This is a genomic window from Spirosoma jeollabukense (assembly GCF_054777855.1).
This window is the reverse complement of record NZ_BAAHAD010000001.1, coordinates 442,095-468,942: the sequence shown is the minus strand read 5'-3', so window position 1 is coordinate 468,942 and position 26,848 is coordinate 442,095. Positions and strand designations below refer to the sequence as shown.

Sequence of the window (26,848 nt, the reverse complement as noted above, 5' to 3'; positions counted from 1 at the left end):
CTAGATTTTTAGATTGTTTACCCCTAAATCCCCTAAAGGGGACTAAATCGGGGCACCCACCAATAGTACTTACGACGGTGCTAACCCCCTAAATCCTCTAAAGGGGACTTAAACTAAGTGCGAGCAAAGTCCCCTTTAGGGGATTTAGGGGTAACACAACTTTATCAGGCAGTTTTTTTATCCTTTTGTCCACTCGACCCGCAGCCGGAGGTTGCCCTTCACCCGGTATTCCTGATAGTGTTTAGTCTGTTCCGTAGGCTGCAAAGGCACTTTGGTAGCATCATCTTCGTCTATGAGCTGTACGTTGGGTAACTGCCGCCCTTTAGCCAGCAGACGTACCCGGCAGCTATAGTCGGCAGTGCCACTCAGTCGCAAAACGGCGAATCCGCTGTTTTTATCTGTAGACTGGTATTCAGCCTGGTAGATCGGATAATCACTGTAAATAAGTACGGGTACGTCTTCGAATCGCTTATAGGTATAGGTGGCCAGAATGTAGGCCAGGGCACCCCCGTAAACTTCCTGTCCAACAGTACCGACCTGCTTCCAGCCCGTTGACAGATCTTCCAGCGGTATGGGCAAATCCGGAATGATCCGTCCTTCGCGGGGTTCCTGGCTGAGCATATCGGCGGGTAGTTCAGTCGGGAAATAATACCGGCCCCTATGCAGTAGATACTTGATGAATTCGGAAAAAAATACCCGGATTGGCTTGGGAACATCCGCGTTTACCTCCTTCAGGTAGTTGAGCATCGTAGCCATAATTTCGGCCTCCTCATAAGCCGCCAGGTATTCCGCATCGCGTAGGGGAGCCACGCCCATGAATGTACTACGTTGCTGGCCCGCCCCAAAGCTGCATTCCCAAATCCAGAGCCGGGCAATGACGTTGGCAACGCCCAGTCGGCTCAGGTCAAAGTACAGACGCTTGCCCGTAATTTTCCAGAGTTTGGCCAGCGTCAGCGCACTCATGATCGTAATATTCGATTGGTACAGCAGTTCAAAGCCTTTGCCCCGCAGCCGTTCGGCCGATAGTTCCGCTTCGTTCAGGTAGCGTGCATCTTTGGTGGCTTCATACGCCTGAAGCATGACGTGCGTAAATAAGCCCGCTACGTCGAGTTCACCACCGCGTCCTTCGCCGGTTTCGGCCTTAACGACGGTGAGGGTACGACTGTCGTAAAAAACGGGCCAGTTATAGTCAAAGTGGTGTGCGGCATTGATCACAAACTCCAGCGAGCGAAATAGCAATTCCCGGGCTTCGGTGTTTCCTTTTTCGGCCAGTCGGCCCAGGTTCATGAGCGTATGCAGCAGGTACCAGGAGTCAATTTTATTATGATCTTCCTCTTCGCTGTCTTCTCCTTCGGCAAAGCTTTCGCCGGGAAGCCACCGCATCAGGGTTGCTTTTTTCTCGTCGAAGAACGTCGGTATGTTTTTTTGCAATGTGTCTACCAGCGGGACCGTCTTCTCTAGCCACACCTGATACTCCCACAAGGGTACCAGAATCGCCAGTTGAACCATGCTTTCGGGTGGCTTCGTGGTGGCATCGACGTAGGCATTGACGTAAAAATGGTTTTTGATACGTCGCCCACAATCGGGCGATTCGGTTAATGCCTGCACCGTGCGTTCGGCGGCCTTTGGCCAGTCAAAATAGGCAGTTTCCGGCTTGGGTAACCGTTTGTAAATTAGCGCCATAGCCTCCAGGAATAAATCGGCGGCTGCAAACTCATTAGCAGGAATGGTTTCATCCAGATAAATAAACGCGTCAGATAACACCACCTCTTTTCCCGCTTTGAGAGACTGTTCGGACTTCGGCAACGTAAAGCCGAACTCCGGCCATTGCGTCGTAACGGTTCCTGAAGGGTCGGTATGGGTCAACTGGGAATAGTCATTGAGGGCCGTCAGGTTTTGAAAATACAGTACCGTTCCCTCCATGGGTTTGGTGATGGACAGATAGGCCAGTCCGGCAGTAGGACCGCTCTGGGTCACATAAACCATGCCCTCGGTAGCGGTCGGATCGTGGTCATCATTCAGGACATACATGTCGCGGGGAAATGCCTGAACGGTAAAATCCTGTAGGGGTCTCAGCGAGGTAGTGTACCGCAGGATCATTGGCTGCGCCATGCTACGTTCAAGTTTGACGTGAAAAACGCCCAGCGACCCGTCGATTTGGTACTCGGCCATGGTTTCGGTTTTCTTACGCAGTTTGACCGAGTGAATCGTTTGCGGATCGAAACAGGTACGTATCGCCAGCTTACCGGCCGTAGAAAAGGAGTAAGTGATCCAGAACGAATTGGCAGTCAGGCTTGTCCGCAACTGACCCCGGTCAAACTGCCAGGGAACGTCCTGCACATTGGTAGCCTGTTTTAAGTGATCTTCGAGGCCGCTCACCCACTGCGACGTCTGTTCGGCCTTGGTGAAGGGTTGCCAGTAAGCAATTGTTTCTGTGGTAGCCATTATGTAGTGCTTTGGGATATCTATATTTTTTAACCCGACACGCATACCGCTGATTTGAAAAAGTAAGAGAACGGCCCGGCGCAGCATTATGGCTGAACAGTGCCATTTCCTCATAATTTCAGAAAACGGATAGGACCGTTGCGGCCTATGGCTGTTAACCATGCCTTTTCTCTCGTGACTATGGACGCTATAAGTATTGTTGTGGTTACCCGAAACCGGGCTGAAACCTTGTTAGGCACCTTAGCCAAATTGACGGACCTTCCTCAAAAGCCGCCAATCATTGTCGTGGATAATGCTTCGACGGATGGCACGCCTGAACGCGTCAGGGCCGCTTTCCCGAAGGTTACGGTGCTGGCTCTTCCTGAAAACAAGTGGTGCGCTGCCCGCAATGAAGGCGTACAGATGGCCCAAACGCCCTTGGTGGCTTTTTGCGATGATGATTCATACTGGCAGCCAGAAGCGTTAGGCAGGGCAGAAACTTATTTTCGGCGGTACCCGCATCTGGGCGTGCTGGCCGGTAAAATACTGATCGGGGAGACGCAGGCCGTAGACTCCGTTTGCCATGCCATGTATAACAGCCCGCTAACCGATCCGAAGCCGCTGCCGGGTCCGGCCATTCTGGGGTTTGTCTGTTGCGCCGTGGTGGTACGTCGGGAAGCTTTTCTGAGTGTTGGTGGCTTCGACCGTCGATTTGCCATTGCAGGCGAAGAGCGGATGTTTTCGGTCGACATGCGGACGAAAGGCTGGAGTCTGGCCTATGCCGAAGACGTGGTGGCTCACCACTATCCGTCTCCACTGCGGAACGTCGCCCAGCGAACCTGGCATATCACGCGTGATACGTTGTGGTACTACTGGCTACGCCGTCCGGCTTACTACGCCCTGCGGCACACACTCCTGATCCTGAAGCAGATCGGTAACGATGCCAATATTCGCCGGGGTTTCTGGTTGGCGCTCAAGGCGGCCCCCGAAATTCTGTTCGATCGGCAGGTGGTACCCAAACCGGTTGAAGAGCAAATTCTGAAGATCGAAAGTTTTTATTGAGGTCCATTTTGACGTCGATCGGCTACTGAATGAATCGCTCTCTAACGGCCAGTTGCTGGCTGGATAAACCTTTTTCAGGCCAGAGACCAAATCCTTATTTTTTCAGGTAATTGGTCGGGATGGCGGTAAGGGGAGTCGTTGCTGAAAGTTACCAGGCCAAAACCAAAACTGAATCCAGGAAAACCATGCAGGAATTTATGGAGCACACGATCCAGGATCTGTACTCCGCCGAAAACCAGATTATCGATGCGTTGCCCGACCTGATTGACCGGGCTCAGAATGATCAACTACGCCAGGCTCTTCAGCTGCACCGGCAACAAACCCAGCAGCATGCGCAGCGATTGTAGCAGATTGCCCGGCAACTGGGCATCGACCCCGATGGTGAAACCTGTATGGCTATGCAGGGACTCGTTGAAGAAGCCCAGGACCTGCTTTCGCAACTGGAGGAGGGACCCGTAGCCGACGCGGCTATCATCGGAGCCGCCCAGAAAGTGGAGCACTACGAAATTGCCGCCTACGGCACCGCCCGGACGCTGGCACAGCAGGCGGGTCAGAATCAGATCGCTGAGTTGTTGGCACAAACGCTGGACGAAGAAAAACAAACCGACGAAAAGCTAACCAGTATTGCTACGAGTCAGGTGAATCAGCAAGCGGCCCAATCCTAAAGTGGATGCCGGTTTTGCTCGTTAACTTATTAGTTAAAATTGAACCAGGTGTTTGGCTACATAGTAGCCAAACACCTGGTTCAACTTATTTGTACCGCTACGTCAGTCGCGAATCGAATGGGTATAGGTTGATCATCAATCTGTTACGTTGCTGACTGTTGGTGTGAATTATCGACTGCCTTATTCCGGGCGGGTTCCTTTGCGGTCAAACCCTTAGACCCTACTAGTCAGTTCGCTTACCGATTTATACGTAGGTTATATACCCGGCTTTCGGTATCCTTTTCCTCACTTTTCTTTCAATCCATTTAACTGTCTGCCTGCGCCTGCAGATTAGCCTTAGCGAGTCGCCTGCACAAACCTCAACCGGCTTAGAACGTTCGCTTGAAGCCAGTAGAAAATCATTTTAATGTATCTGTCAGTGGCATTCTTATTTAACAAAGCCTATTTAAACTAAACTATTTACGCATATGATAATGACTGGGGTAATTGTCATTGCCGCCATTTTTATAGGCTGGCTAACGACTGGCTATGGTAACCTCCGGGCAGGGAACGCCAGCCACCGAAACGACGAGCTAAACACGGGGACGGAGGCCGATGATGCGGCTTATACGGAACACAAGCCCGAGAGTAAATGGCGCAGGTATATCTTCTCGGAGGATCACAAGACCATTGCCAAACAGTACCTGATTACGGGGATTTTCTGGGCAATTGTTGGGATCAGTTTATCGGTTATGTTCCGGCTTCAACTAGGCTTCCCGAATATGAAGCTCGATTTCCTGCGGCCGCTTCTGGGTGATTGGATCAACGAAGCCGGAAAGCTGGACCAGGATTTTTATCTGGCGCTAGTTACTATGCACGGCACCATCATGGTGTTCTTTGTGCTGACGGCCGGGCTGAGTGGTACGTTCTCCAACTTTCTGATTCCGTTGCAGATTGGTGCCCGCGACATGGCGTCGGGCTTTCTAAACATGCTGTCTTACTGGTTCTTTTTTCTGGCCAGTCTGGTTATGTTTTCGTCCCTGTTTGTTGAGACAGGTCCAGCCGCCGGTGGCTGGGTCATTTACCCGCCCCTGAGTGCGCTGCCCCAGGCTCATAGAGGTTCGGAGATGGGGATGAGCCTCTGGCTGATCAGCATGGCCATGTTCATTGTATCGCAACTACTGGGCGGGATCAATTATATTACTACGGTCATTAACCTACGGACGCGGGGTATGTCGTTCAGTAAGCTTCCGCTGACGATCTGGGGGTTCTTTCTGACGGCTGTGCTGGGGCTGATTTCGTTCCCCGTTCTTTTGTCGGCTGTCTTGCTGCTTGTTTTCGACCGGAGTTTCGGGACGAGTTTTTACTTATCTGAAATATATATCAAAGGCGAGGCCCTGCCCAATATCGGTGGCAGTCCCATCCTGTTCCAGCATTTATTCTGGTTCCTGGGCCACCCCGAAGTTTACATTGTTATTCTGCCCGCTTTTGGGATTACGTCCGAAATTATGGCAACCAATGCCCGTAAGCCTATTTTCGGTTATCGGGCTATGATTGCTTCCATGATTGGGATTGCCTTTCTGTCGTTCATTGTCTGGGCGCACCACATGTTCGTATCGGGTCTGAATCCTTTTCTGGGCTCGGTCTTTATGTTTCTGACCCTGATCATTGCCATTCCGTCTGCCGTTAAAGCTTTTAACTACATCACTACACTCTGGCGGGGTAATATCCGGTTCACCCCGGCCATGCTGTTTGCCATTGGGTTTGTCTCATTTTTCATCTCAGGCGGCTTAACGGGTATCATTCTGGGGAATTCGTCCCTGGATATTCAGTTGCACGATACGTACTTTGTCGTCGCTCACTTCCATCTGGTCATGGGAGCCGCTTCGGCCTTTGGACTACTGGCTGGCATATACCACTGGTTTCCCAAAATGTTTGGTCGGATGTTGAATGAGAAGCTGGGGTATGTGCATTTCTGGCTCACGTTCGCTGGCATCTACCTGGTCTTTTTTCCCATGCACTACATAGGCATCGCTGGCTTTCCCCGTCGTTATTATTCCTTCACCAGCTACGATTTTACCAAGAACATTTTCGCGGACATGAATAGCTTTATTACCATAGCGGCCATCATCGCCTTCGCGGCTCAGTGGATATTCATCTGGAATTTTGTGTATAGCATTTTTAAGGGGCGGAAAGCAACGCAGAACCCCTGGCTGTCGAACACGCTGGAGTGGACGACACCGATTCATCCAGTACATGGCAACTGGCCAGGTAAGATTCCGGCGGTATACCGGTGGTCATATGACTACAGCAAGCCAGGTGCCAAACAGGATTTCATTCCGCAAAACGTGCCTTACTCTCAAACACCCGAATCCAACCTGGCGCACGAAGATGAGCAGATCCATCTGGAAAAAGTGATTGAAGCGCAGAATCTTAATGATCAGTTTGCCCAGCCACATTAGATAATCTAATCATCTGCCTCTGGCATAAAGCTCTGTTACTATCCGCCGATGCGCGGCCGGACCTACGGGTTCCCGGCTGTGCATCGGCTTGTTATGACCTGTGTGCAGATACGCTGGACAGTTTTTAGCCCGGCACCGGCCGACCGTCTCCCCATAGTTCAAGCCGGGCGGCCGTTGCCGGGGGTAAATGCAACGTAACAAATAGCAGCCTATCAATTCATGCCGGGTAAAGAAATCGACACTTATTTTCGTGGTTACCAGGCTCTCTTTCGAGTAGAGACCGTATCCTAACTTGAACCGGATGGAGCCTTAAAATCGGAAGTAAGTCGAGCAAATCACGCTATTTTAGAGCCCATTTGGTCTGGTTTATCAGGCCAAATTCAGGGAAAATCGCTCTTTTTATCTGCTCAAACTGGCTGCGAGGAGGCTATGTGTAGGGTGGGTTCTACGGTGTGTGGAATGAATTTCCCGGCTTGAAATTTAATGAGAAATTAAGCTGATAAATAAACAATTCGAAGTGCTACGCTTCCCCTTTTTAGGACCATTCAGGCGGGGAAGTTCACCGAAAAATACAACCGTCTTTCCCTTTTTTATTCACCAACATCCTCTTTGTGAGCGTTCCTGTGGCTGGCATTGATTTTTCGGTCTGTTAGCTGTCGGTTAGTTACTTAAGGCCGATAGGACAGCGTTATGAAAAAAGGTGTATGGATGATGATTGCCTGGCTTGGCACTGTGGGAGGCAGTGTGTGGGCCAATGATTCAACAAGTTGGCATCAGGGGGAACTGGTGTTAGTCAATGGGATGGAATGGAAAGGAGAGTTAGTGTACAACTGGAAGGCCGAAGTGGTGCAATGCCGACAGGGCGCGGTTATTAAAGCGTATTCAGCCAATCAGGTACGTTCGTTTATGTACTTTGACGATCAGCAGAATACGATTCGACGGTTTCTGGCAATTGAATGTCCTGTCAAGTCAGCCCGTCGGCGAACGCGACTTTTAGAACAGGTAATAGCAGGACCCCTTGTGGTTTATCGGGAACCGCGTGCTGCTCCTGATATAATCAAAGTAACGCGGCTATCTGGCTATACCACAGATGAGGAAAAGATAAATGACATTGATAATTTTACGTATCTGGTCGTGGCGAATGGCGAATTAATTCCGCTGGACCTGTTTTATCGAACCGTTTGGCCGCAGATGAAAACGGCTTTTGATAAGGAAATAAAAAAATATGCGTCTCTTATTCGGGCCAATATGAGCGGTACCGTCGGGCGGCTACGGCTGATTTATCAGTATAACTATCTGGTTGGGCAACTGCTTTCCCAGACACTGCCCGAACAGGATGCCGTATTTTCCAATTAGTAAACCATTAAACTGGCCCAAACCCCTAAATCCCCTGAAGGGGACTTTGCTCACTCGCAGACAAAGTCCCCTTCAGGGGATTTAGGGGTTTGGGCTCTATCGGTAACAAATCGACTTACTGAGCCCGTGAAATCACCAGAATCTGCGTGTGGTAGTTAGCACTGATCACTACGTTGCCGGGAACCGTTGTAATGCTGATAGGCAATGCATATGGCCCACCCGTTGCGGGTACCTGACTCCCGACAAAATTGATGTTTACCGTCGCAATTCGTTGACCAGCCGTAACGGTTATCGTTGGGTTTGACAACTGATACGCTGCGGTGGGCAAAATGGCAAACGTCGAATCATTCGCTTTATTATAGGCCGTCAGGGCCGCCTGATCAATGGCAACCGTGACCGGAATGTCCTGCGTGGGCGGATTGGGCGAGGCAATATTGATGTCGACCGGCGTAACCGTCGACGCACTACTGGCCGAAACGGATACGGGTCTCAGAATGCTTCGATTCGCTACGTACGGAATTTCGGCAACGTAGCCAGATCCGGCAAAATCGACGAAGTGCTCATCGTCCTTAAGGCACGCGGTCAGGCCCAGGCCCAAACTCGCGACTACGATATAATTTATTAGTTTATTCATGGCTATTAAGTCGTTATGCCAGAGCTTATTTCATCCAGAAAATCTTACTGTTGAACTGACTGATGGTGCCTTCAGCGCCTACGTTAGTAGCATTATTACTGTATTCGCTGGTGGGGTAAAGCAATCGGGCGGGAATTTGCCGTACTGTGGTGCTGGGGTCCTGCGAGATCGGAACAGAGGCCGGTAAGCCCAACCGACGGTAATCTGACCAGGCTTCGAACGGGGCGGTTCCATTTTCAGATGCCCATTTCTGCGTGATGATCGCTTCGATCTTATTTGGCGACGCATCCCAGTTGACATTGTTCAGACCCGGCTGGGAGTAGTAGGCTACGGCTTCGGCTGCCGTCCGGCCAACGTTGATAAACGACTCGGTAATGGCAGTCTGATACAAGGCTTTCGGATCGCCTGGAATCCAGCCCCGCTGGGCCGCTTCGGCCTGCATAAACAAACTTTCGTGCGACTGCAAAATGGGCGACGCCTGATCAACACTCCTCAGCACACCGGGTCCAATATCCGACACAAACGTATTGGTCAGCGTCTCGGTGGTGCCAAACAACGTGCCGTTAAAGCTATTGGTCGTTCCGGCAACCGGTCTGTAATAAGCACCGATGCGGGGATCGTTCGTTTGTTTGTAGAACGTAATGCCGTACAGATTGGCCTTATACTGATTGTTAAGTGTTGTGGGGTTGCCATTGATGGCATAAAACGCACCGAAAAGCGGATTCTGTAGATTCTGTGAGTTTGAATACCCTGGATTCACACTCGCGTTTTCACCCGCTCCCAGAAACCCGTAGCCCGACGCGTTGATGACGGCTAACTGGCTCTGAATGAACGAAGCGCGATCCGACTTCTCCGACTGACGTAGCAACATCCGGAGCTTCAGCGTGTTTCCGAACTTGAGCCATTTGTTGACATCGCCTTTGAACATGATGTCGTTGGCACCCGGATTCAGTGTGCCCGTACCGTTGTTCAGCAACACCATCGCGGAATCAATCTGCCGGAATAAATCTTCGTAAATGGTCTGCCCACTTTCGTAAGCAGGCAGAATGTTCGTGGTGCCCTGGAGGGCCGAGGTGTACGGAACATCCCCATAGGTATCCACCAGAATCTGGAAATGCAGGGCTTTCATGATCTTGGCCATCCCCCGCAAAATCGGCTGATTCAGCGCTGCCCCCTGCACATCGACGTAATTATAGTTTTTCAGGTTCAGATACGCGCTGGACCAGATACTATTGTTGAACGCCTGCGTGAACTGGTAATTTTTGTCGGAAGTAGAAATGGAATAGTTGCCGCTCCAGTTCCAGTAACCCATCCACAGATTCAAAAAATAGAAATTGGTATTTGTTGTCGTCCCGCTCCCCGGCGGAATGTTTCCGGTGAGGTACCAGCCTGTATTGGCCAGCGCGTCGGGCAAAACCAGTTGCGGAGTGGCCACAATCACCTGGTTCGGGTTGTTGTTGATGTCCAGGTAATCTTTACAGCCTACCAGTAGTATGAACAGTCCGGCCACCAGGCCAATCGTTCGTTTGCGTATAGCTATCATCGTTGTTTGCTAATAAAGGTGATTAAAAGCCGTCTGAAGAAATTAGGTCTGAAAACCCCTCGATCCCCTAAAGGGGACTTTTCTCACTCTCGGACAAAGTCCCCTTTAGGGGATCGAGGGGTTTTCAAGCGATATGATTAAAAGCCGAAACTGAGCCGGAAGCCGTAGAATCGGGTGGGAGGGGTCTGGTATTCGGTGGTTGTGCCGACCGCGTTGCTGGTGTCGTTGGCATTCGAGCCCCCTGAGAATTCAGGGTCCGTAAATACGTTTGTTTTGGGCCGTAGCATAATCAGGTTTCGGCCCGTCAGTGCTACGTTCAACGACTTGATAATCCTGGTGTACCCCAGAATTTTCGTCGGGACATTGTAGCTCAGTACAACCTCCCGCAGCTTCCAGAAATCGGCGCTCGTTACGTAGCTGTAACCTGCATTGTGGTAGCCCGAGTTGGTCCAGAAAACCAGGTTCCCATCGCGGGTCGTTACGTTCGTGTTAGGCGTATACTGAGCCGTTCCATCGGGGTTACTACCCGTTATGATGACCGAATTAGGAAAGACGAAATTCTGCCGACCTGCGTAGGTTGACCGGATGCCTGCCCCCGTAAACTCAAGCGCATTGCCGATGGCGTTGTAGATGACTGCTCCACCCCGGTATTCAACCACCGCCGAAAGCGTTAATCCTTTGAATTTAAACGTATTGGTCAAACCAAAACGGTACTTAGGTTGCGTGGTTCCGGCGTACTTAAGCGTGGGGTCCAGAACAGGGTAGCCCGTTGCATCGACGATAACGCGCCCGGCATTCTGCCCGGTTGGATCGTAGTAAGCCGCCGATGGGTCCGTTGTCTGCACCCGTTGTACATCGCTGACGTACAGGGCCGGATAGGCAAAGCCGGTGGCCGCATAGACGTTCGAGGTAGTTGGTGTTAAGGTCGGCCGGTAGGGGTCAGCGCCATACGGAATGTTGATTCGGGGTAAATTCTGATAGACGTTGGTGACCAGGCTTTGCAGATACGTGAAATTAGTGTTGATATCCCACGTAAAGTTGCCCGCGTTGACCAGTGGGCGAATCGTTCGGAGGTCCAGTTCAACACCCTGGTTTTCCATCGTGCCCGTATTCACCAGCGCCGAGGCATAGCCGGTCGCCCGTGATACGTCGATGGGTACGGTCTGGTTTGTCGTTGTCGTTTTGTAATATACCGCTTCCAGATTGAAGCGGTCAAACAGCCCCACTTCCAGACCAGCCTCGGTACTAGTCGTGAACTCAGGCTTCAGATTGGGATCGTTCTGCTGATTACTTTGCTCAAAACCTGCCTGCCCGCCAAACGGGAAACCCGTACCGGGATTGAACACATTCTGTAGTTGGTAGGGTATTACGTTTACCTGCCCTACCCGGGCAATGCCTCCCCGAATCTTCGCGTAGCTGAGGACCCGACTATTTTTTAGCGATGGAATAGCTTCCGACAAGACCACCGACGCGTCGACGCTGGGGTAAAAAAACGACCGGTTGCTGGTCGATAGGAGGGAGGTCCAGTCGTTACGTCCTGTAGCATGAATGAAGGCCAGATCTTTGTAACCGACCGTCAGATCGCCAAACACACCCAGCAATCGATTCTGGCTGTTATACTCCGCAACAGTTGGGTTGCCAAGCCGGTTGGCAATGTTGTAGGTGCCCGGTACAACGAGTGCTCCGGCATAGTCGTACATCGACCGGCTGTATTCCTGGCGGGTTTGCTGACCCAGGATGAGCTTGGTCGTAAAGTTGCCAAATTTCGGGTTCAGCGTTACGAGCAGATCGCCCGTGAAGCGTGTTCGGAGTTGCATGGCATCCTGAACCGTGGCGTTGGTATGACCGCCCGCCGAGGACGCAATATTGGCTGCGCCCCAGGGATCGCTGGTGGCATACTCCGAAAATGTGACATCGGCAATGTGCGCTTTTAGCTGCGAGTTATAGATCTGTCCGCCAATCCGATACAGTACATTGATCCAGGGCGTAACCTGATAAGCCGCATCGACTGAACCTTGCAGCGTATATAAATTCGTGATCCGACGTGAGTTATCGCCCGAAATCTGCCAGTACGGATTGGGATAATACGCGTTGTAATAGCCATTCACATCACCAAAGGGAGATGTAATATCGTTCAGCGGATAGCTGTTAATGGGGGCCTGGGGCTGCTGGTTCAGTACGTTCCAGTAAACGGGTCGGTTCTGATTGAAGTCGCCGTTTTCGGTATTGATGTTTTGAAACGCAAACTGAACACTGGTATTGGTTGTGAATTTGTTAGCCGACCGACCGCCCCGAACGCTGAGGCTGGTGCGCTGGTATTTGTCGTTGGGAACCACGCCTTTCTGACTAACGTGCTGTAAACTCAGGCCAAAGTAGTTCTGGTTATCGCCGATCCGGTACGAAATATCATTCTGCTCGGTGACACCGGTGTTGAAAAACGCCCGACGCGGATCTTTGCCGGGCGCTGCGTAGGGAACCATCAACGTATCGAGTGTTACGTTCCCGTTGGCGTCCCGCACTTCAACCCCGTAGCCAAGCGGCTGGATAGAGCCATCGAAAGCCGGGCCGAATTGCTGGTTTTCGTAGGGGACATACAAACGGCCATAGTTTCGATTAAAGTATGGAGTGGTTTCACCCCCGTTGGCACCAAACTGCGTTTGCAGCCCCGGCATGTAGGAAATGCTCTCAAACTGCGTATTGTTGGTGTACGTGATCTGGGGTTTATTATTTTGAGTACCCCGTTTCGTAGTAATGATGAGCGCACCATTGGAGGCATCAGATCCGTACAAAGCAGCCGCGCTGGGCCCTTTCAGAACGGTCGTGCTTTCGATGTCGTTGGGATTGATCGATGTCAGAAAGTTAATGTCGGAAATAACGCCGTCGACAACCAGTAAGGCCTGGTTATTTCCCAGAAAGGAGCGGCTTCCCCGTAACGTCAGGCGAACACCCGCCCCGACGCCATTGTTAGTGGTATTAATCTGAAGTCCCGACACCTTGGCTGTCAAGCCATTCGCTACGTTGACCGGCGCTGCCTGCGTAATCTGAGCACTGTTGATGCGGGCGACCGACGTACCGATTTCGCGCTCCGTCCGCTGAATCCCGAAACCCGTTACGACTACTTCGTTCAGCGTGGAGGCATCGGCAGCCAGCACTACGTTAACCGTTCGCCGATTGCCAACAGCAATATCCTGCGTTTTAAAACCAACAAACGAAAACGTCAGGGTTGTACTGGGGTCTACTAAAACCCGATAGTTTCCTTCAACATCTGTTGTCGTTCCGCGACTGGTTCCTTTCACCACCACACTTACTCCCGGTAAGGGCGAGCCATCATCGGAGGACGTAACGCGCCCGGTTATCGGAATATCCTGCGCCATGAGCGGTTCGCAGACGAACAGGCTTAGTAACCAGCTGATAAGGAGTATGGGACGCGCATAGGCGTTCACGGGAATAAATGTACCGTTCATAATTCGTTGAGTTAGTGTATGTAACGCGCATAGAAATTTTCTTTGTGAGCAGGATGAGTTCAGGCAAATACGGTTTGTTCCTCCCGGATCAACCCCGCCGGAAATAGGAAGCAGTGGTTCGTTTCTGCTTGGTTTTATACATTGGCTTTTAACCTTGAGTTAAAAAAACGGTGCAGTATTCGGGACGAAAATGAGGGAGCGGTCTTGATTTTATCGGCCAATTGCCCTATGAACAGCCCTATTGAATCCGCCTTGTACCCCCTGGTCCGTTTCCTTATTATCCCATTCCCTGTTCAGGATTTTCGCTGGGCCGCATCATTATAAGCGGACGAAGTAGTTTCCGGAGCCTTCAGATGTACGTTCACCGCTATACACGAATGGCCTTTATCCCTGGAAAGATCGTTCACCCGATTAGCATTCAACAGAATGAATCAACGACTATGAAAAACAGACAACAGCCGAGTAAACCCGCCCGAGCGCTCACGCGCGCTGGCCTTCTTTCTTTTTTAGTATGGCTTGCTTTTACGGGGGGCTCCTTCGCCCAGACCATAACCGGGAAAGTGACCAGTGACGCCGGAGAGGCCCTTCCCGGAGTGAGCGTCGTGATCAAAGGAACCTCAACGGGTACGGTTACCGATGTCAGCGGGAATTACACGCTCAACGTAACGGCTCCCAATGCAACCCTGACATTCAGTTATATTGGCTTTACGACGCAGGAAATTCCGCTCAACAATCGGACGACACTCAACGTAACCCTTGGCACCGATGTGCGTGCGCTGAACGAGGTGGTGGTGGTGGGGTACGGTACCCAGCGACGGCAGGAGTTAACGACGTCCGTTACGTCGGTGAATAGCCGGGCCATTGAACGACAACCCGTTGCGGGTTTCGATCAGGCGTTGCAGGGTCAGGCACCCGGTATTCAGATCACTGCCCCAACAGGGCAGCCGGGGGCGGGTATCAACGTCCGGATTCGGGGCAATAACTCAATCAGCCTGACAAACTCACCGCTCTACGTAATCGACGGTGTTCAGATTCTGCCGACCTATGATCAGGAATTGGGGATTGGCAATCAGCGACCCAATCCGCTCAACAGCCTGAATCCCAATGATATTGAAAGTATTGATGTATTGAAAGATGGCGCAGCCGCGGCAATTTACGGTCTGCGGGCCTCCAATGGCGTCGTCGTGATCACGACCAAACGGGGTAAGGCCGGCAAAGCGCAGGTGGGTTTCAGTGTCTATTATGGCGTGCAGCAGTTGCGCCGAAAAATACCCGTACTCAACGCCCGCGAGTTTGCCCAGTATTTCAATGAAGCCCAGGCTGCCGCCGGAAATCCGCCCGCGTTTACCAACCTCGATTCGATTCCTTATAACACCGACTGGCAGGACGCGATCTACCGCAACGGCCCGATTCAGAATTACCAGATCAGCCTCAGTGGCGGCAATGAGCGGACAAAGTACTACGTATCGGGCGGCTATTTCAAGCAGACAGGTATCATGCTTAACTCAGGCTTCGACCGCTATAGCTTTAAATTGAACCTCGACCAGCAGATGAGCACCCGTTTCCGGTTGGGTACCAGCCTTACGCTGAGCCGTACGTATAACAATACCAGCGCACGGAGTGAGTTGGGCCTGCAAAACTCGGGAACGGTTTTAGGCGCGCTGGCCCAAATTCCAACGATTCCGATCCGAAATGCAAATGGTACGTACTCCATTAATCCGTTCCAGCAGCTCGACAACCCGGTCGGTAACCTGCTCGAGACGCACAATGCGGCTACGATCTATCAGGCCATTGGAAATCTTTATGGCGAATTCGACATCCTGAAAAATCTTACGCTACGCAGTGCGCTCAGTCTGGATTTCCGTACGCAGCTAGAAAACCAGTTTATCAGCCGCGACTATCCGGGTACGCAGAACGCCAGTGCCGCTACGCGTGGCAGTGCCCGAACCGGTACCAATCAACAGGTGGTCTGGTTGTGGGAAAACACGCTGACCTACAACCCGGACCTGGGGCGTGACCACGGGCTGACGCTGCTGGCGGGTCAATCCGTTCAGGAGTCGGATCGGTTCACATCCAGTGCGTCGGTAACGGGGTTCCCATCGAACGCCGTGCCGTATCTGTCGGCCGGTACGCAGTTTACGCAACCATCGAGTTACCAGGATCAGTGGGGCTTGATGAGCTATTTTGTCCGGGCAATTTACAACTATCAGGAGCGCTATCTGGCTACGCTGAGTGTACGGGCCGATGGGTCCAGTCGGTTTGCGGCAGGCAGTCGATTCGGGTATTTTCCGGCCTTGTCACTCGGCTGGCGCATCTCCAAAGAATCCTTCTTTCCCCAGAAAAAATGGCTGGGTGAAACCAAAATACGGCTCAGTTACGGGGCCAATGGCAACCAGGAAATCGGGGCATATCAACGGTTCAGTACGTATGGCTCAGGTTATAACTACGCCGGAACCAACGGGATTCAGGGTGGGATTGCGCCAAGCCAGATCGGTAATAACCAGTTAAAATGGGAAACGACCGGCCAGTATAACGCGGGTCTGGATGCCGCCTTTTTCGACAACCGCCTGACGCTGACGTTCGACGCGTACCTGAAACGAACGACAAACCTGCTGACCAACGTACCACTGCCGTTCAATGCGGGGGCGCAGTCGAATCAGATTATCCAAAACGTAGGAACGGTACAGAACAAAGGGATCGAGATTGGCCTCAACAGCACCAACATCCAGAGCCAGACGGGCGGGCTAAACTGGACAACGAATTTCAATTTCAGCCTGAACCGCAACCAGGTCGTCGACATCGGTACGTTACGGAATGAGTCGGGCCAGCAGGTCGCTCGGACGATAATTGGCGATTACACGATCACGCAAAAAGGCGCGCCCCTGGGTTCGTTTTATGGCTACGTTGTGCAGGGAATTTTTCAGTCAGCCAATGAGATTTCGCAGGCCGCTACCCAACCCAACAACCCACAGCCGGGTGATATTCGCTTTGCGGATTTAAACGGGGACGGCGTCATTGATGCCAACGACCGGACGATTATTGGGAATCCAAACCCGAAATTTTTTGCCGGGCTGACCAACACGTTGACTTACAAAGGTTTCGAGCTTAGTGCATTTTTTCAGGGCAGCTACGGTAACGACATCTACAACCAGAATCGGGTGAACATCGAGGGAATGGCCGATCCCTTTAACCAGACGACGCGGGTGCTGACTCGCTGGACACCGACCAACACCAATACCGACATTCCCCGCGCCGTTCGCTACGACCCCAATCAGAACAATCGATTCTCCAGCCGATTTGTGGAAAGTGGTACGTACACCCGTCTGAAAAACCTGACGGTGGCCTATAATTTTCAATCGAAACTCTTACAGCGGTTGAGTGTCAGCAGTGCCCGTATTTACCTGACCGGACAGAATCTCATCACCTTTACCAACTATACCGGCTACGATCCCGAAGTAAGCGCCGACCCTTTTTCGTCGGTTGGTTTCGGGCGCGATTACGGCGTATATCCACAAGCCCGCACCTACACGGCTGGTATCAATTTTAATTTCTAATAGGCTTTTTTTCAACCCCTAATCCCCACACCCCTAAATCCCCTTCAGGGGACTTAATCCAAGTGCAAGCCAAGTCCCCTTTGGGATTTAGGGGTGTGGGGATTCGTTTTAAACAGATTTCATTACATCGTCTAATGCGCAACGTCATGAAAAATATCGGTATCCTATTTCTTTTTGGTTTCGTGCTGGCGGGCTGTAGTGCGCTGGAAAAGAATCCATTACCCAGTATTACGCCCGAAAATTTCTTTCAAAATGCCGACGATGCCGAGTCGGCGCTGACGGCGGCCTATGATGCCTTGCAGCAGACCGGTACCTATGGGCAGGACCTGAACGTAGTGGGTGAGATGCCGTCGGACAATTGCACCAGCACCAACGGCGATGTGAATGCGATGGATCGGATTATCTGGACACCGCTCACCAGTCAGGTCAACAACGTATTTCAGGCTGCTTATATCGGCATCAACCGGGCCAACGTCGTGCTGAACTACGTCCCGGCTATCTCGATGGACACTGTTCGGCGAAATCAGATTCTGGGGGAAGCGCATTTTTTGCGGGCGCTGCATTATTTCAATCTGGTCCGGCTCTATGGCGGGGTTCCGCTACGTCTCCAGCCGACGGAATCGGGCGAAAGTGGTGTGGTCAATCTGGCCAGATCGTCTACCGAGGAAGTATATACGCAAATTAATACGGACCTGCAGCAGGCTGCGCAACTGACCATCAGCAATTACGGCAGTCAGGCTGCCAATCGGACGCGGGTGATAAAAACGGCAGTCAATGCGCTCCAGACAAAAGTATTCCTCAATCAGCAGCGGTGGGCCGAGGCTATCGCTGCCGCCACGCCAGTTATCAACAGTTCATTGTATCAGTTGACGCCGACGTTCAACGAGCTGTTTCCCCCCGAAAATAAAATCGAGTCGATTTTTGAAGTGCAGTTTGCCGGTACCGCCGATGGTGGGTTCATTTTGCCCGATCTTTTGTTGCCCTCGCCACCCGCTACGTATTCGTTTCCGAAATTTAACATCCCGACAGCGGAGTTGCTGACCTATGCCGATACACTCAACGACCAGCGGTGGCGATTCACGGGTGAGGTTACGCAGGCGGGCCGAAATCACGCCAGTTTCGTGATGGCCCGATCCAGTAGCGCCAATGACAATGGACCGTTTGTTTATAAGTGGCGAAGCGGACCCAATGCCTTCAATAGCCCGGACAACTACTACGTCCTGCGGCTGGCCGATGTTCTGCTAATGTATGCCGAAGCGGTCAATGAACAAAGTGGCCCTACCCAGGATGCGCTTGCCAAACTAAATACCATCCGAACCCGGGCGGGTTTACGGGCGCTCGCCCTGTCGGACGTAGCAACGCAGCAGGCATTCCGCAATGAAGTGGACCGGCAACGGCGTCTGGAGCTGGCTTTTGAAGGCGAACGCTGGTTCGATTTGCTACGCTACGCCCGCCAGTCAACAGGGAACCAAAGTGTTATGCATGCAGTAACGGCGCTGGATATCATTCAGCAGATGCGGGGCACGCGGGACGCCAATTATCTGCTGTTCCCATTTCCGCAAACCGAGATCAATAACAACGCCTTACTGCAACAAAATCCGGGGTATTAACTTCAGTATTTTCGTTTAGAGCCGAGCCGTGCCACGGTTCAAAACCGTGGCACGGCTCGGCTCTAAACGAAACTCATATCTTCAATCGTGAGTAGAATTTTTTGACTATCCCTGGCTTACTTAAACTCCTGTGAAGGCCGTTACCTCACTAAAAAGAGAGCTTATCAGGAAAGCTGGCTGGCCATTGGTTGATGACAGGTTGTCATTTACCCCTGCCTTGTACTATGAAAAGCTCAAATGAGTCCTGGTGGCCTGTAGATAGGCGCTTTCTCCGTTCATACAGCTGGCTAAGGAGGATAAGGCTTTATGGCTGTGCTGGATCCCTTGCGGGCTTACTCCTGGTTGGATGTAGCAGACGCTCCTTTTCAAATTGGTTTGTCGAAGAAGTCTCAAAACCCAATGCCACAAAGGTTATGGCAGTCCGGCTAACCCCAGACTATACGATTCTGGATGTGCAATTTACCAATCCAGGACAGACCTTTTATACCCATGAAAAGCAGGCTTTACCGATCGGCTATATTTGTGTTAGTCCCGGCACTAAACTGGTTGCTGCTCAGGGTCATCGGAGTTATTCGTTACTCAAAACCAAAGGCATTCGAACGTTGCCCCATGTAGTTAAGGTAGACCCTTTTGAACAGGTGCGATTTTCGCTGTACTTCGAGCGGCTGGATAAAGGAATCGAAACCTTTGATTGGGTCGATACGATCGTGCAGGATACGCACACGTTCCACTATGAATTTCCTGGGTTGTATGTTGCTAATCCCGTTGATGATCTTCCCGTTCGGTAAGCCAAAGTGGGCGGGAGAAATTAACTAGTAAAGGTGTTGTCTTGTCCTGTCCGAGTGACAACTGAGGTCAGAAAAAAATGACAAAATGTCATTTTTTTCTGAGTCGTAAAAACGTCGCTGGCTTTTGGCATACGGCTTGTTTAGAGGTTTTTTGACACGGTTTTTATGTCAAACCTTTAAACCAACTAATTACTATGTCACCTGTTAAATTCAATGGAAACGGACAACTGCCCTCTCTACTGGATGAATTCATGGGCAGAGACATGGACGAACTATTCAACTTTAACCGCAACTGGCCGGGCATTACCCGCTCCCAGGTAGGCACGCTGGTACCTGCCGTCAACATTCGGGAAGATGCCGATGGTTACCAAATTGATGTAGCCGCACCGGGTATGAAGAAGGAAGCCTTTAACCTGAGTCTGCATAACGGCAAGCTCACGGTGTCGACGCAGCAGCAGAACCAGCATGAAGAGCAGGACCAACAGGGTCAGTATACCAAGCGCGAGTTTAGTTATCACGCTTTTTCCCGCTCATTCTGGTTGCCTGATTCGTGTCAGCAAGACCAGATCCAGGCTCGTTATGAGGATGGTATCCTGCGCATTACGTTACCTAAAAAAGAGGAAGCCAAACCAAAGGCTCCTACCCAAATCCAGATAGCATAAAAGTGGTCGTTTCTCTGGCTGGGAGTCAATTCTCAGCCAGAGAAACAACCGATTAATAATGAGTATGTTCTGCATATAGACAGTGCCTGGGACTCCTCATTTAAAGCCAAATAGTAACGGAAATAGAAACGTGACGATGATGGCCCATACACTGTAAATGGGCAGGTAATCGGCAATGGCTTTACCGACTCCAGATAGCCTATCCTTCGTTGAAAGACCCCTGAAAAGTTGTGCCGTTACCAACAAAAGATTGAGCAGAATTAACACATTACTACCCAGCACCGCAGCTCTATTAGGTGTAATGCCCCAGGCTGAAATCCGGAACAAAATGGCCGACAGCGCAATACCATTCACAATCACCGTCACCGTCGACAGCAGAAAAAGAATCCAAAGTTCCGGTAGGCTTTTCGTTGTCTTGGAGGTTTCAGCTACGGAAAAGAAAATGATGGCCATAACACCGATCAGTAATGCGTTGAACATCAGCAGGAACTCCCGGTCATTATACGGGTCTTTGCCCGAATACAGAATGGCTACGAGATAAATGACCAGCATCACGAACACGAGCGGACTGAATAGTTTAGCCAGTACCGGCGACACTTTACCGACTAATTGCGGATTGGTCTGGGTGAGGTAGGTGCCAACAATGGGGGCCGCAGGAAGGCCAAAAACGACCACGTTTTCGAAATAAAACGTTTCAATCTTAAAGCCGATGAGCTTGAAAAGACCAAGTGTTATGGCGGTCATGATGCCGCCTGCGATCAGAATGAGCGTTGTCATAACGACCAGGTCGCCGTTATACCGTAAGTAGCTGAGCCGCTTCTCTTCGTTATTTCGGGTCTCGCCAACAAACGCAAAACCCAGTATCGACCAAAGAAACAGCAGGAGATGAATACACGATAAAATTAGCGTGTCGCTCTGTTTAACATCAGGAAAGAAATTGATAAATAGCAGACCAGCGAGGGTTAGGCCAGCTATAACCACTACGTTACGGGTTGATACGTTATTCTTCCAGGCGAAGTAGGCCGTTAGTACCGGAAAAATAATAAAGCCGATGTTTCTGGGATAGAAAAATTCCTGGTTTATGGCCAAAAAAGTTGGCAGCTTGGCGATAAGCCCGGCCACCAGCGAAGCCACGATCACAAGGGCTAGTTCACGGCCTGTGCCCCAGCTAAGCTCGTCAGGTTCATAATTGAGTCGTTCATTCCAGCCATCAGCCAATAGGTTCCCTTTCAGTTCCGGATAGAGTGTACGAAATGCCCGCTGAAAGGCAGTCTTGTTCGACCGGTACATCTTTTCAAGTTGCCCGGGGTCATTTAGATAAATGCGTATTTCCTCTTTCATGAGTTTATAGGTAGTTTGCTGAAAGTCAACTAATTAGTATTGGTTAATCCCACAAGGTGCCGTCTAAGCCCAAAACAAACCCCAGCCACAAACCGATAAGACAGACCAGTGCACTGACGATTGTCACAACGGCCTTATTTATACCGAACTGCTTCTGAAAATGACTAATGAAGTAAGTACATAACCCCCCCGTGGCTCCGGCTAACGGAACGATAAGTAGGGGCCTGATCATCCATAGCTTTCCCCAGGCGGGATTCGGTTCTCTAACCGAAAGCAGAAAAAGTGAGATCAGTACTAAGCCAATCCCGGCGCCTATCGCCATTCGTTTACCTAGTGAAGCCGGATAAATCGGCGGAGTCGTTAACCTGTTGCTCTGTGTCATGGTCATTTGGTTTTAAGCGTTATAATCAGTTTTCAACGGTTTCATTAAATACACTTTGAATTTCAAAGTGTCTAAGTAAAAAAAGCTGTTATCAGCTATTCAGCAATTCCCTTGATTAGTTTTTCCAGGGCATTTAGGTGATCGCTGAACGCTTTCCGGCCCAGCTCGGTAGCGGCATAACTGGTATTCGATTTTTTGTCGACAAATGATTTTTCTACCCGAATAAACTCGTCTTTCTCCAAGGCTTTCAAATGGCTAGCCAGATTGCCATCCGTCACATCCAGAAATTCCTTTAATGAATTGAAATCAAGCCTATTATTGACTGCCAGGGCCGCCATAATGCCGAGCTTGATCCGGCTTTCGAATGCTTTATGTAAACCATGAATCGATATCTTCACCTTTCGTACCGGTAATGCATATAAATGCCATACAAAATATGGGCTACGCCGAAGCCTACCGCCCAGCACACTAACCCGTACTCAACGTAGTAGGCGCTCAATAACCCCAGCCCTATCTGGATAAGCCCTAAACTTCTCACTTCTTCATACGTGAACTGACTGGCATTATACAAGGCCAGGCCATAAAACAGTAACGTAATCGGAGCCAGTAAGCCAATCAGTCCTTTGCCGATCAGAATAAGGAGTAGCAGCCCACCGGCAAGTAGCGGAACGGCCATATTGATCAGAAGCCGCTTTACGATAGCATTCCAGAGTTTCTCCCTGCGTTTTGTCGCCTTGTTATAGGAAAGCAGAACCGCTGTACCGATTGCCAGCACTAAAATGAGGCTGGCCAAACCAATTACTTTCAGCAAACCAGCCGATAGCTCACCTGAGTTGGTCGGGTTATAAACCAGTTTGTCAGGGTTAAAATCAAGCACTGCATAGGCAATGTAGACGCCTGCCAATGCATAAAGGCCCGCCATTATCCCGGCCCAGCCGGCGAGCGACAGAAATTTGGAAGACCGCTCCATGATGGAACGTATCTGGGCTATATCCCGAATGTAATCCTGTTCTTCCTGCATTTAAAAGCACTTTGAAATTCAAAGTAAAGGTAGAAATTATAGGTATGCAAGCATTGGCAGAAATTTTGATAATTAATTTCAGAATTTTTACAATTCTCCCGCTAGTCCGTCTGATTCAGCCATTTAACCGGGTTCTATATAGGGTCAACCTGATGAATTGGCTATGGTTGGCATCGCCCGGCTGATGGATGCAACTGATATGGCAGCCGGAAGGGTGTACTAGCGACCCGTTTACATAGTATCAGGCCGTTACGGAACTGGCGAATTCTTTGGGCGTCACGTGATAGACTTCCTTGAAGCATTGACCGAAGTAAGAAGGGGTTTCGAAACCCACCATATAGGCCGTCTCCGACACACTATGCCCAGCCCGAAGCAGATCAGCCGCCTTGCGCAGGCGATATTGCCGGATCAGTTCATTGGTCGATAACTGAGTGAGTGAGTGTACTTTACGTAGCAGTGTCTTGCTGCTCATCATCATGATCCCGGCTAACCGTTCGACATTCAGCGACGAATCGTCCAGGTGCGTCTCTAAGACGGTGTAAAGCGTTTTGAGCCAGCCCGTCTGTACGGTTTCCAGGGGCTGAGGCAATTCGTGCTTTATCAGTTGTTGCTGGTAAAGCGTTCGTAGTCGTTGCTGGCGGGTGATCAGATTGCGTAGCCGAAGCGATAGCTCTTCAAACTGGAAGGGCTTGGTGAGGTAGTCGTCGGCGCCCTGCCGCAACCCGGCCAGCCGACTGTCACTAGCAGCTTTGGCGGTCAGGAGAATGACTGCGATATGGTCCGTAGCTGGCGTGGTTTTCATGTAATGGGTTAGTTCGTACCCATCCATACCCGGCATCATCACATCTGAGACAACCACATCAGGAAGCTCGGCCTGAATCAATTGCCAGCCCAGATCGCCGGTGGCCGCTGTCAGTACCCGATACTGATGGGCCAGTTCATGCGCCAGAAAGGATCGGAGTTCGTCGTTATCCTCCACCACCACTACAAGGGGAGCGTCGGCCGCGACAGTATCATCAAGTGGGGTATCCTCCTGTTTGATGGGTGCCGGGAACCAGTTCCACAACGCCAGGGTATCGTCAACGGGTTCTTCATCAGCCGATAAAAACTCCACTGGTAAGGTAACCGAAAACAGGCTTCCCGAGGGCGTCGTCGCCGTTCCCGTACTACTCTGTACCGATACGTTACCCCCCATCAGTTCGGTTAGCTCGCGCACCAGCGACAGGCCAATGCCCGTTCCACTTTGCAGCCGCTTGGCCGACGGATCTACCTGATAGAATCGGTCGAAGATGTACGGTAAATTGCTGGCTGGAATGCCGACGCCACTATCCGAAACGGTTAATCGAATGCCAGCATCCGTTTCTAACTGAACCACAATATAGCCTGCCTGATGGTTGGCTCTCGCCGTGAATTTGATGGCGTTTGCAATCAGGTTATACAGGATTTGCCCCACTTTCTCCGCATCGAATAACCAGGTGCCCACTACATCGGTGTGATAGGTGAGCAGAATGCCCTGTTGATCGGCCAGTGGGATAAACGCCTGCACCAACTGCTCAAAAAACTCCCGCAAATTACCCGGCTTCGCATACACCTCAAGGTGACCTGTTTCGAGTTTTGCCAGATCCAGGAGCTGATTGATCAGGCGCAGCAGGTGGCGGGCATTTCGCTCAATAGACAGCAGATCCCGGTAGGTGCGCTGGCTTTCGTCCTGTTCACTCATCAATCGCTCAACGGGTGATAGGATGAGGGTCAACGGCGTGCGAAATTCGTGGGTTATGTTGTCGAATAGGCGGGTTTTAAGCTCGGCAATTTGCTGTAAATGAACCGACTGGCGAAGCTGACTAACGTGAAGGGCTGTTTTCTGAATCGTCAGTTCAAGATCACCCATGTTGATCGGCTTGAAGACGAAGTCGAAAGCCCCCCGATTCATGGCTGCCCGAACGTTGTTCATATCGCCGTAGGCCGACACCATCACGGCCCGGCCATTGGGAAGCAGGTTCGGAAGGTAGCCCAGCAACGTTAGCCCGTCCATATCCGGCATATTAATATCGACCAGCAGTACGTCGAAGTCGGCTTCTGCCTGGAGCAGTTCCAGTGCCTGCCGCCCGCCAGCAGCAAAGCGAAACTGGTAGGCGCCTTCCTGAATTTTATGGCGAAACAGTTGCTGAATCAGCGATACAATATCCTCTTCATCATCAACAACCAGTATTTTAGTACTCATTCACCGTTGGTGTTAAACGTTGGGTTTCTGCCGCCAGACTTACGGGCAGACGGATAATAAATTCAGCGTACTCGCCCTCCGTCGAGTTGACCATTAGCTCTCCACCGTGTCCTTTGGTGATGATGTCATAACTCAACGATAATCCCAATCCGGTGCCTTGCCCAGTAGGTTTTGTCGTGAAAAAAGGCTGAAAAATCTTCTCGATCACCGCCGGGCTTATGCCTGATCCATTATCCCGAACCTGTAAGGTAACCCAGTTGTTTACCCGCTCGGTAATAACAGTAACTTCGGGCTGATACGTCTCGTCGGCGATCTGTTGTTTTTGGGCTACGGCATAAAAGGCATTATTGAAAAGATTCAACAGCACCCGTCCCAGTTCCTGAGGAATCCCATCAATTCGACCGATGGAGGGATCAAAACTCGTCGTCAGTTTGGCATTGAACGTATTGTCCTTGGCGCGTAACCCCTGGTATGTTAGCCGTAGGTATTCTTCCGCCAGCGCGTTCAGGTTGGTGGGTCGTTTCTCGCCAACTTCCGTACGGCTGTGGTCCAGCATGCCTTTTATGATGGATTCGGCCCGACGTCCGTGGTGCGCAATTTTTTGCAGATTATCTTTTAGAAAACCCGCCAGTGTCTTCACATCGTCGGGGTGATTTGCCTCAAGCTCTTCCTGAAGTTCTTTAATTAACTCACCCGATACCTCGGAGAAGTTATTGACGAAATTGAGCGGATTTTGAATCTCATGCGCAATGCCAGCCATCAATTCCCCCAGCGAAGCCATTTTCTCTTTCTGTACCAATTGCATTTGGGCGGCCTTCAACTCAGCCAGCGATTGCCGGATTTGCTCGTTTCGCCGGATCAGCCGATCTTCCTGTTGCATATTCTCGATCCGGAAGATATATACCACCAAAAACAGCGTCAAAATAAACAGAAACAGGTTTACGTCGTGGACATTCGCTGATTCGGGCGTATGCCATAAAGGTGACACAACGGTTTGAGCGTACCGGACGAGAAAAAAAGCCACTACGTTCAGGATGAACAAAAACGCGATTGGTTTTATATCCCGAAAAAACAGCATCGGCATAATGCTGGCTGTGATCAACAAATATTCGCTACCATCATTTTGTTTGGCAATGGGGATGAGCGTGTATAAAAAGGTGTTCTGCAGAATCATGTAGTAAGACGCTGCCGTATACCGCCGGTAATAGTTGAGCAGAGCCGGTTCGAAACTGATCATGAAGGCCAGTACGGCAAACCAGAATGTGGGCCGATCGGGCGATACGATAAACGCCAGCATGTAGGAAAAATACACGCTAAGCCCAATGGCCGTGATACCATTGAGGACGCGAACGCGCTTACGTTCCCAAAGGGATAGATCGCTATGTACGCCAATGTTAATCCAGCGTTCCCAATGATGCGATAACCACTGAAAAGGTGTTTTTGTGATTACCTGGGGCGGTTGATCTGGTGTTTTAGTAACGATCGAATCCATGAACAGTTTTGAGGAAGGAAACCCGATCACAAATTAGATAAAATAGGGCTAAATTGTTAACAAACGAGCTGACGTACTGTTAGAAACTTGACGCTGCCAGTACATCAACCCGTTGATTTTGAGGTAACACAAGTCCTTCTCTTTAGGCTCCTTTCATATCTTTTGGTACTATTTCTGGCACGAACCAA

At 50.8% G+C, this 26,848-nt stretch carries 17 protein-coding genes and 1 pseudogene; 8 read left to right on the top strand and 10 right to left on the bottom strand.

The window, feature by feature from the left end; genetic code table 11:
• Positions 1-177 precede the first annotated feature (177 nt).
• A complete protein-coding gene (locus ACYVEA_RS01840) occupies positions 178-2,445 on the bottom strand; it encodes a hypothetical protein (RefSeq protein WP_461111603.1) in 2,268 nt (755 codons plus the stop codon).
• A 180-nt stretch (positions 2,446-2,625) separates the two neighbouring features.
• On the opposite strand from ACYVEA_RS01840, the gene ACYVEA_RS01835 reads away from it, so the two are divergent.
• The 4 genes and pseudogenes from ACYVEA_RS01835 to ACYVEA_RS01820 all read left to right on the top strand — a co-directional run bounded on the left by ACYVEA_RS01835 (position 2,626) and on the right by ACYVEA_RS01820 (position 7,948).
• Complete coding sequence (locus ACYVEA_RS01835; protein ID WP_461111601.1) at positions 2,626-3,486, top strand: glycosyltransferase family 2 protein; 861 nt, start codon at positions 2,626-2,628, stop codon at positions 3,484-3,486.
• Positions 3,487-3,605: 119 nt separating this feature from the next.
• Positions 3,606-4,151, top strand: a pseudogene (locus ACYVEA_RS01830) (ferritin-like domain-containing protein).
• A gap of 467 nt (positions 4,152-4,618) precedes the next feature.
• Positions 4,619-6,592 carry a cytochrome c oxidase subunit I gene (locus ACYVEA_RS01825; RefSeq protein WP_461111600.1) on the top strand — a complete coding sequence of 658 codons (1,974 nt, stop codon included), beginning with the start codon at positions 4,619-4,621 and terminating at the stop codon, positions 6,590-6,592.
• A gap of 690 nt (positions 6,593-7,282) precedes the next feature.
• Entirely contained in the window at positions 7,283-7,948 is a 666-nt protein-coding gene (locus tag ACYVEA_RS01820; RefSeq protein ID WP_461111599.1) for a hypothetical protein, read from the top strand.
• Positions 7,949-8,063: 115 nt separating this feature from the next.
• Here the strand turns inward: ACYVEA_RS01820 and ACYVEA_RS01815 are convergent, their stop codons facing one another.
• The 3 genes from ACYVEA_RS01815 to ACYVEA_RS01805 all read right to left on the bottom strand — a co-directional run bounded on the left by ACYVEA_RS01815 (position 8,064) and on the right by ACYVEA_RS01805 (position 13,589).
• Positions 8,064-8,582 (bottom strand): DUF1735 domain-containing protein, encoded by a 519-nt coding sequence (locus ACYVEA_RS01815; protein WP_461111598.1) that lies wholly within the window; start codon positions 8,580-8,582, stop codon positions 8,064-8,066.
• Positions 8,583-8,607: 25 nt separating this feature from the next.
• Complete coding sequence (locus tag ACYVEA_RS01810; protein WP_461111597.1) at positions 8,608-10,125, bottom strand: SusD/RagB family nutrient-binding outer membrane lipoprotein; 1,518 nt, start codon at positions 10,123-10,125, stop codon at positions 8,608-8,610.
• 137 nt (positions 10,126-10,262) lie between these two features.
• The gene (locus ACYVEA_RS01805) at positions 10,263-13,589 is read right to left on the bottom strand and encodes a SusC/RagA family TonB-linked outer membrane protein (protein ID WP_461111596.1); all 3,327 of its coding nucleotides are present in this window, start codon (positions 13,587-13,589) and stop codon (positions 10,263-10,265) included.
• 440 nt (positions 13,590-14,029) lie between these two features.
• On the opposite strand from ACYVEA_RS01805, the gene ACYVEA_RS01800 reads away from it, so the two are divergent.
• From ACYVEA_RS01800 to ACYVEA_RS01785, 4 genes are all read left to right on the top strand, one after another.
• On the top strand, positions 14,030-17,143 hold the full coding sequence (locus ACYVEA_RS01800) for a SusC/RagA family TonB-linked outer membrane protein (RefSeq protein WP_461111595.1): 3,114 nt from the start codon (positions 14,030-14,032) through the stop codon (positions 17,141-17,143).
• 146 nt (positions 17,144-17,289) lie between these two features.
• On the top strand, positions 17,290-18,753 hold the full coding sequence (locus ACYVEA_RS01795) for a RagB/SusD family nutrient uptake outer membrane protein (protein WP_461111594.1): 1,464 nt from the start codon (positions 17,290-17,292) through the stop codon (positions 18,751-18,753).
• 413 nt (positions 18,754-19,166) lie between these two features.
• Positions 19,167-19,541 (top strand): hypothetical protein, encoded by a 375-nt coding sequence (locus ACYVEA_RS01790; RefSeq protein WP_461111593.1) that lies wholly within the window; start codon positions 19,167-19,169, stop codon positions 19,539-19,541.
• A 194-nt stretch (positions 19,542-19,735) separates the two neighbouring features.
• On the top strand, positions 19,736-20,203 hold the full coding sequence (locus ACYVEA_RS01785; RefSeq protein ID WP_461111592.1) for an Hsp20/alpha crystallin family protein: 468 nt from the start codon (positions 19,736-19,738) through the stop codon (positions 20,201-20,203).
• A gap of 96 nt (positions 20,204-20,299) precedes the next feature.
• Here ACYVEA_RS01785 and ACYVEA_RS01780 read toward each other — a convergent pair whose 3' ends face one another.
• From ACYVEA_RS01780 to ACYVEA_RS01755, 6 genes are all read right to left on the bottom strand, one after another.
• Positions 20,300-21,544 (bottom strand): hypothetical protein, encoded by a 1,245-nt coding sequence (locus ACYVEA_RS01780; protein WP_461111591.1) that lies wholly within the window; start codon positions 21,542-21,544, stop codon positions 20,300-20,302.
• A gap of 43 nt (positions 21,545-21,587) precedes the next feature.
• On the bottom strand, positions 21,588-21,926 hold the full coding sequence (locus ACYVEA_RS01775) for a potassium transporter KefB (RefSeq protein WP_461111590.1): 339 nt from the start codon (positions 21,924-21,926) through the stop codon (positions 21,588-21,590).
• A gap of 95 nt (positions 21,927-22,021) precedes the next feature.
• Positions 22,022-22,324, bottom strand: a complete 303-nt coding sequence (locus tag ACYVEA_RS01770; RefSeq protein WP_461111589.1) for a winged helix-turn-helix domain-containing protein — start codon at positions 22,322-22,324, stop codon at positions 22,022-22,024.
• The gene (locus tag ACYVEA_RS01765) at positions 22,321-22,947 is read right to left on the bottom strand and encodes a hypothetical protein (protein WP_461111588.1); all 627 of its coding nucleotides are present in this window, start codon (positions 22,945-22,947) and stop codon (positions 22,321-22,323) included. The genes ACYVEA_RS01770 and ACYVEA_RS01765 overlap by 4 nt, the downstream gene beginning before the upstream one ends.
• A 241-nt stretch (positions 22,948-23,188) precedes the next feature.
• Complete coding sequence (locus ACYVEA_RS01760; protein ID WP_461111587.1) at positions 23,189-25,168, bottom strand: hybrid sensor histidine kinase/response regulator transcription factor; 1,980 nt, start codon at positions 25,166-25,168, stop codon at positions 23,189-23,191.
• On the bottom strand, positions 25,158-26,660 hold the full coding sequence (locus ACYVEA_RS01755) for a sensor histidine kinase (RefSeq protein WP_461111586.1): 1,503 nt from the start codon (positions 26,658-26,660) through the stop codon (positions 25,158-25,160). Before ACYVEA_RS01755 ends, ACYVEA_RS01760 begins: the two co-directional genes overlap by 11 nt.
• Positions 26,661-26,848: the final 188 nt, after the last annotated feature.

Excerpts from the sequence above, each read along its gene's own strand:
- ACYVEA_RS01840 (WP_461111603.1), bottom strand. The coding sequence starts at position 2,445 with ATGGCTACCACAGAAACAATTGCTTACTGGCAACCCTTCACCAAGGCC.
- ACYVEA_RS01835 (WP_461111601.1), top strand. The coding sequence starts at position 2,626 with ATGGACGCTATAAGTATTGTTGTGGTTACCCGAAACCGGGCTGAAACC.
- ACYVEA_RS01825 (WP_461111600.1), top strand. The coding sequence starts at position 4,619 with ATGATAATGACTGGGGTAATTGTCATTGCCGCCATTTTTATAGGCTGG.
- ACYVEA_RS01820 (WP_461111599.1), top strand. The coding sequence starts at position 7,283 with ATGAAAAAAGGTGTATGGATGATGATTGCCTGGCTTGGCACTGTGGGA.
- ACYVEA_RS01815 (WP_461111598.1), bottom strand. The coding sequence starts at position 8,582 with ATGAATAAACTAATAAATTATATCGTAGTCGCGAGTTTGGGCCTGGGC.
- ACYVEA_RS01810 (WP_461111597.1), bottom strand. The coding sequence starts at position 10,125 with ATGATAGCTATACGCAAACGAACGATTGGCCTGGTGGCCGGACTGTTC.
- ACYVEA_RS01805 (WP_461111596.1), bottom strand. The coding sequence starts at position 13,589 with ATGAACGGTACATTTATTCCCGTGAACGCCTATGCGCGTCCCATACTC.
- ACYVEA_RS01800 (WP_461111595.1), top strand. The coding sequence starts at position 14,030 with ATGAAAAACAGACAACAGCCGAGTAAACCCGCCCGAGCGCTCACGCGC.
- ACYVEA_RS01795 (WP_461111594.1), top strand. The coding sequence starts at position 17,290 with ATGAAAAATATCGGTATCCTATTTCTTTTTGGTTTCGTGCTGGCGGGC.
- ACYVEA_RS01790 (WP_461111593.1), top strand. The coding sequence starts at position 19,167 with ATGGCAGTCCGGCTAACCCCAGACTATACGATTCTGGATGTGCAATTT.
- ACYVEA_RS01785 (WP_461111592.1), top strand. The coding sequence starts at position 19,736 with ATGTCACCTGTTAAATTCAATGGAAACGGACAACTGCCCTCTCTACTG.
- ACYVEA_RS01780 (WP_461111591.1), bottom strand. The coding sequence starts at position 21,544 with ATGAAAGAGGAAATACGCATTTATCTAAATGACCCCGGGCAACTTGAA.
- ACYVEA_RS01775 (WP_461111590.1), bottom strand. The coding sequence starts at position 21,926 with ATGACACAGAGCAACAGGTTAACGACTCCGCCGATTTATCCGGCTTCA.
- ACYVEA_RS01765 (WP_461111588.1), bottom strand. The coding sequence starts at position 22,947 with ATGCAGGAAGAACAGGATTACATTCGGGATATAGCCCAGATACGTTCC.
- ACYVEA_RS01760 (WP_461111587.1), bottom strand. The coding sequence starts at position 25,168 with ATGAGTACTAAAATACTGGTTGTTGATGATGAAGAGGATATTGTATCG.
- ACYVEA_RS01755 (WP_461111586.1), bottom strand. The coding sequence starts at position 26,660 with ATGGATTCGATCGTTACTAAAACACCAGATCAACCGCCCCAGGTAATC.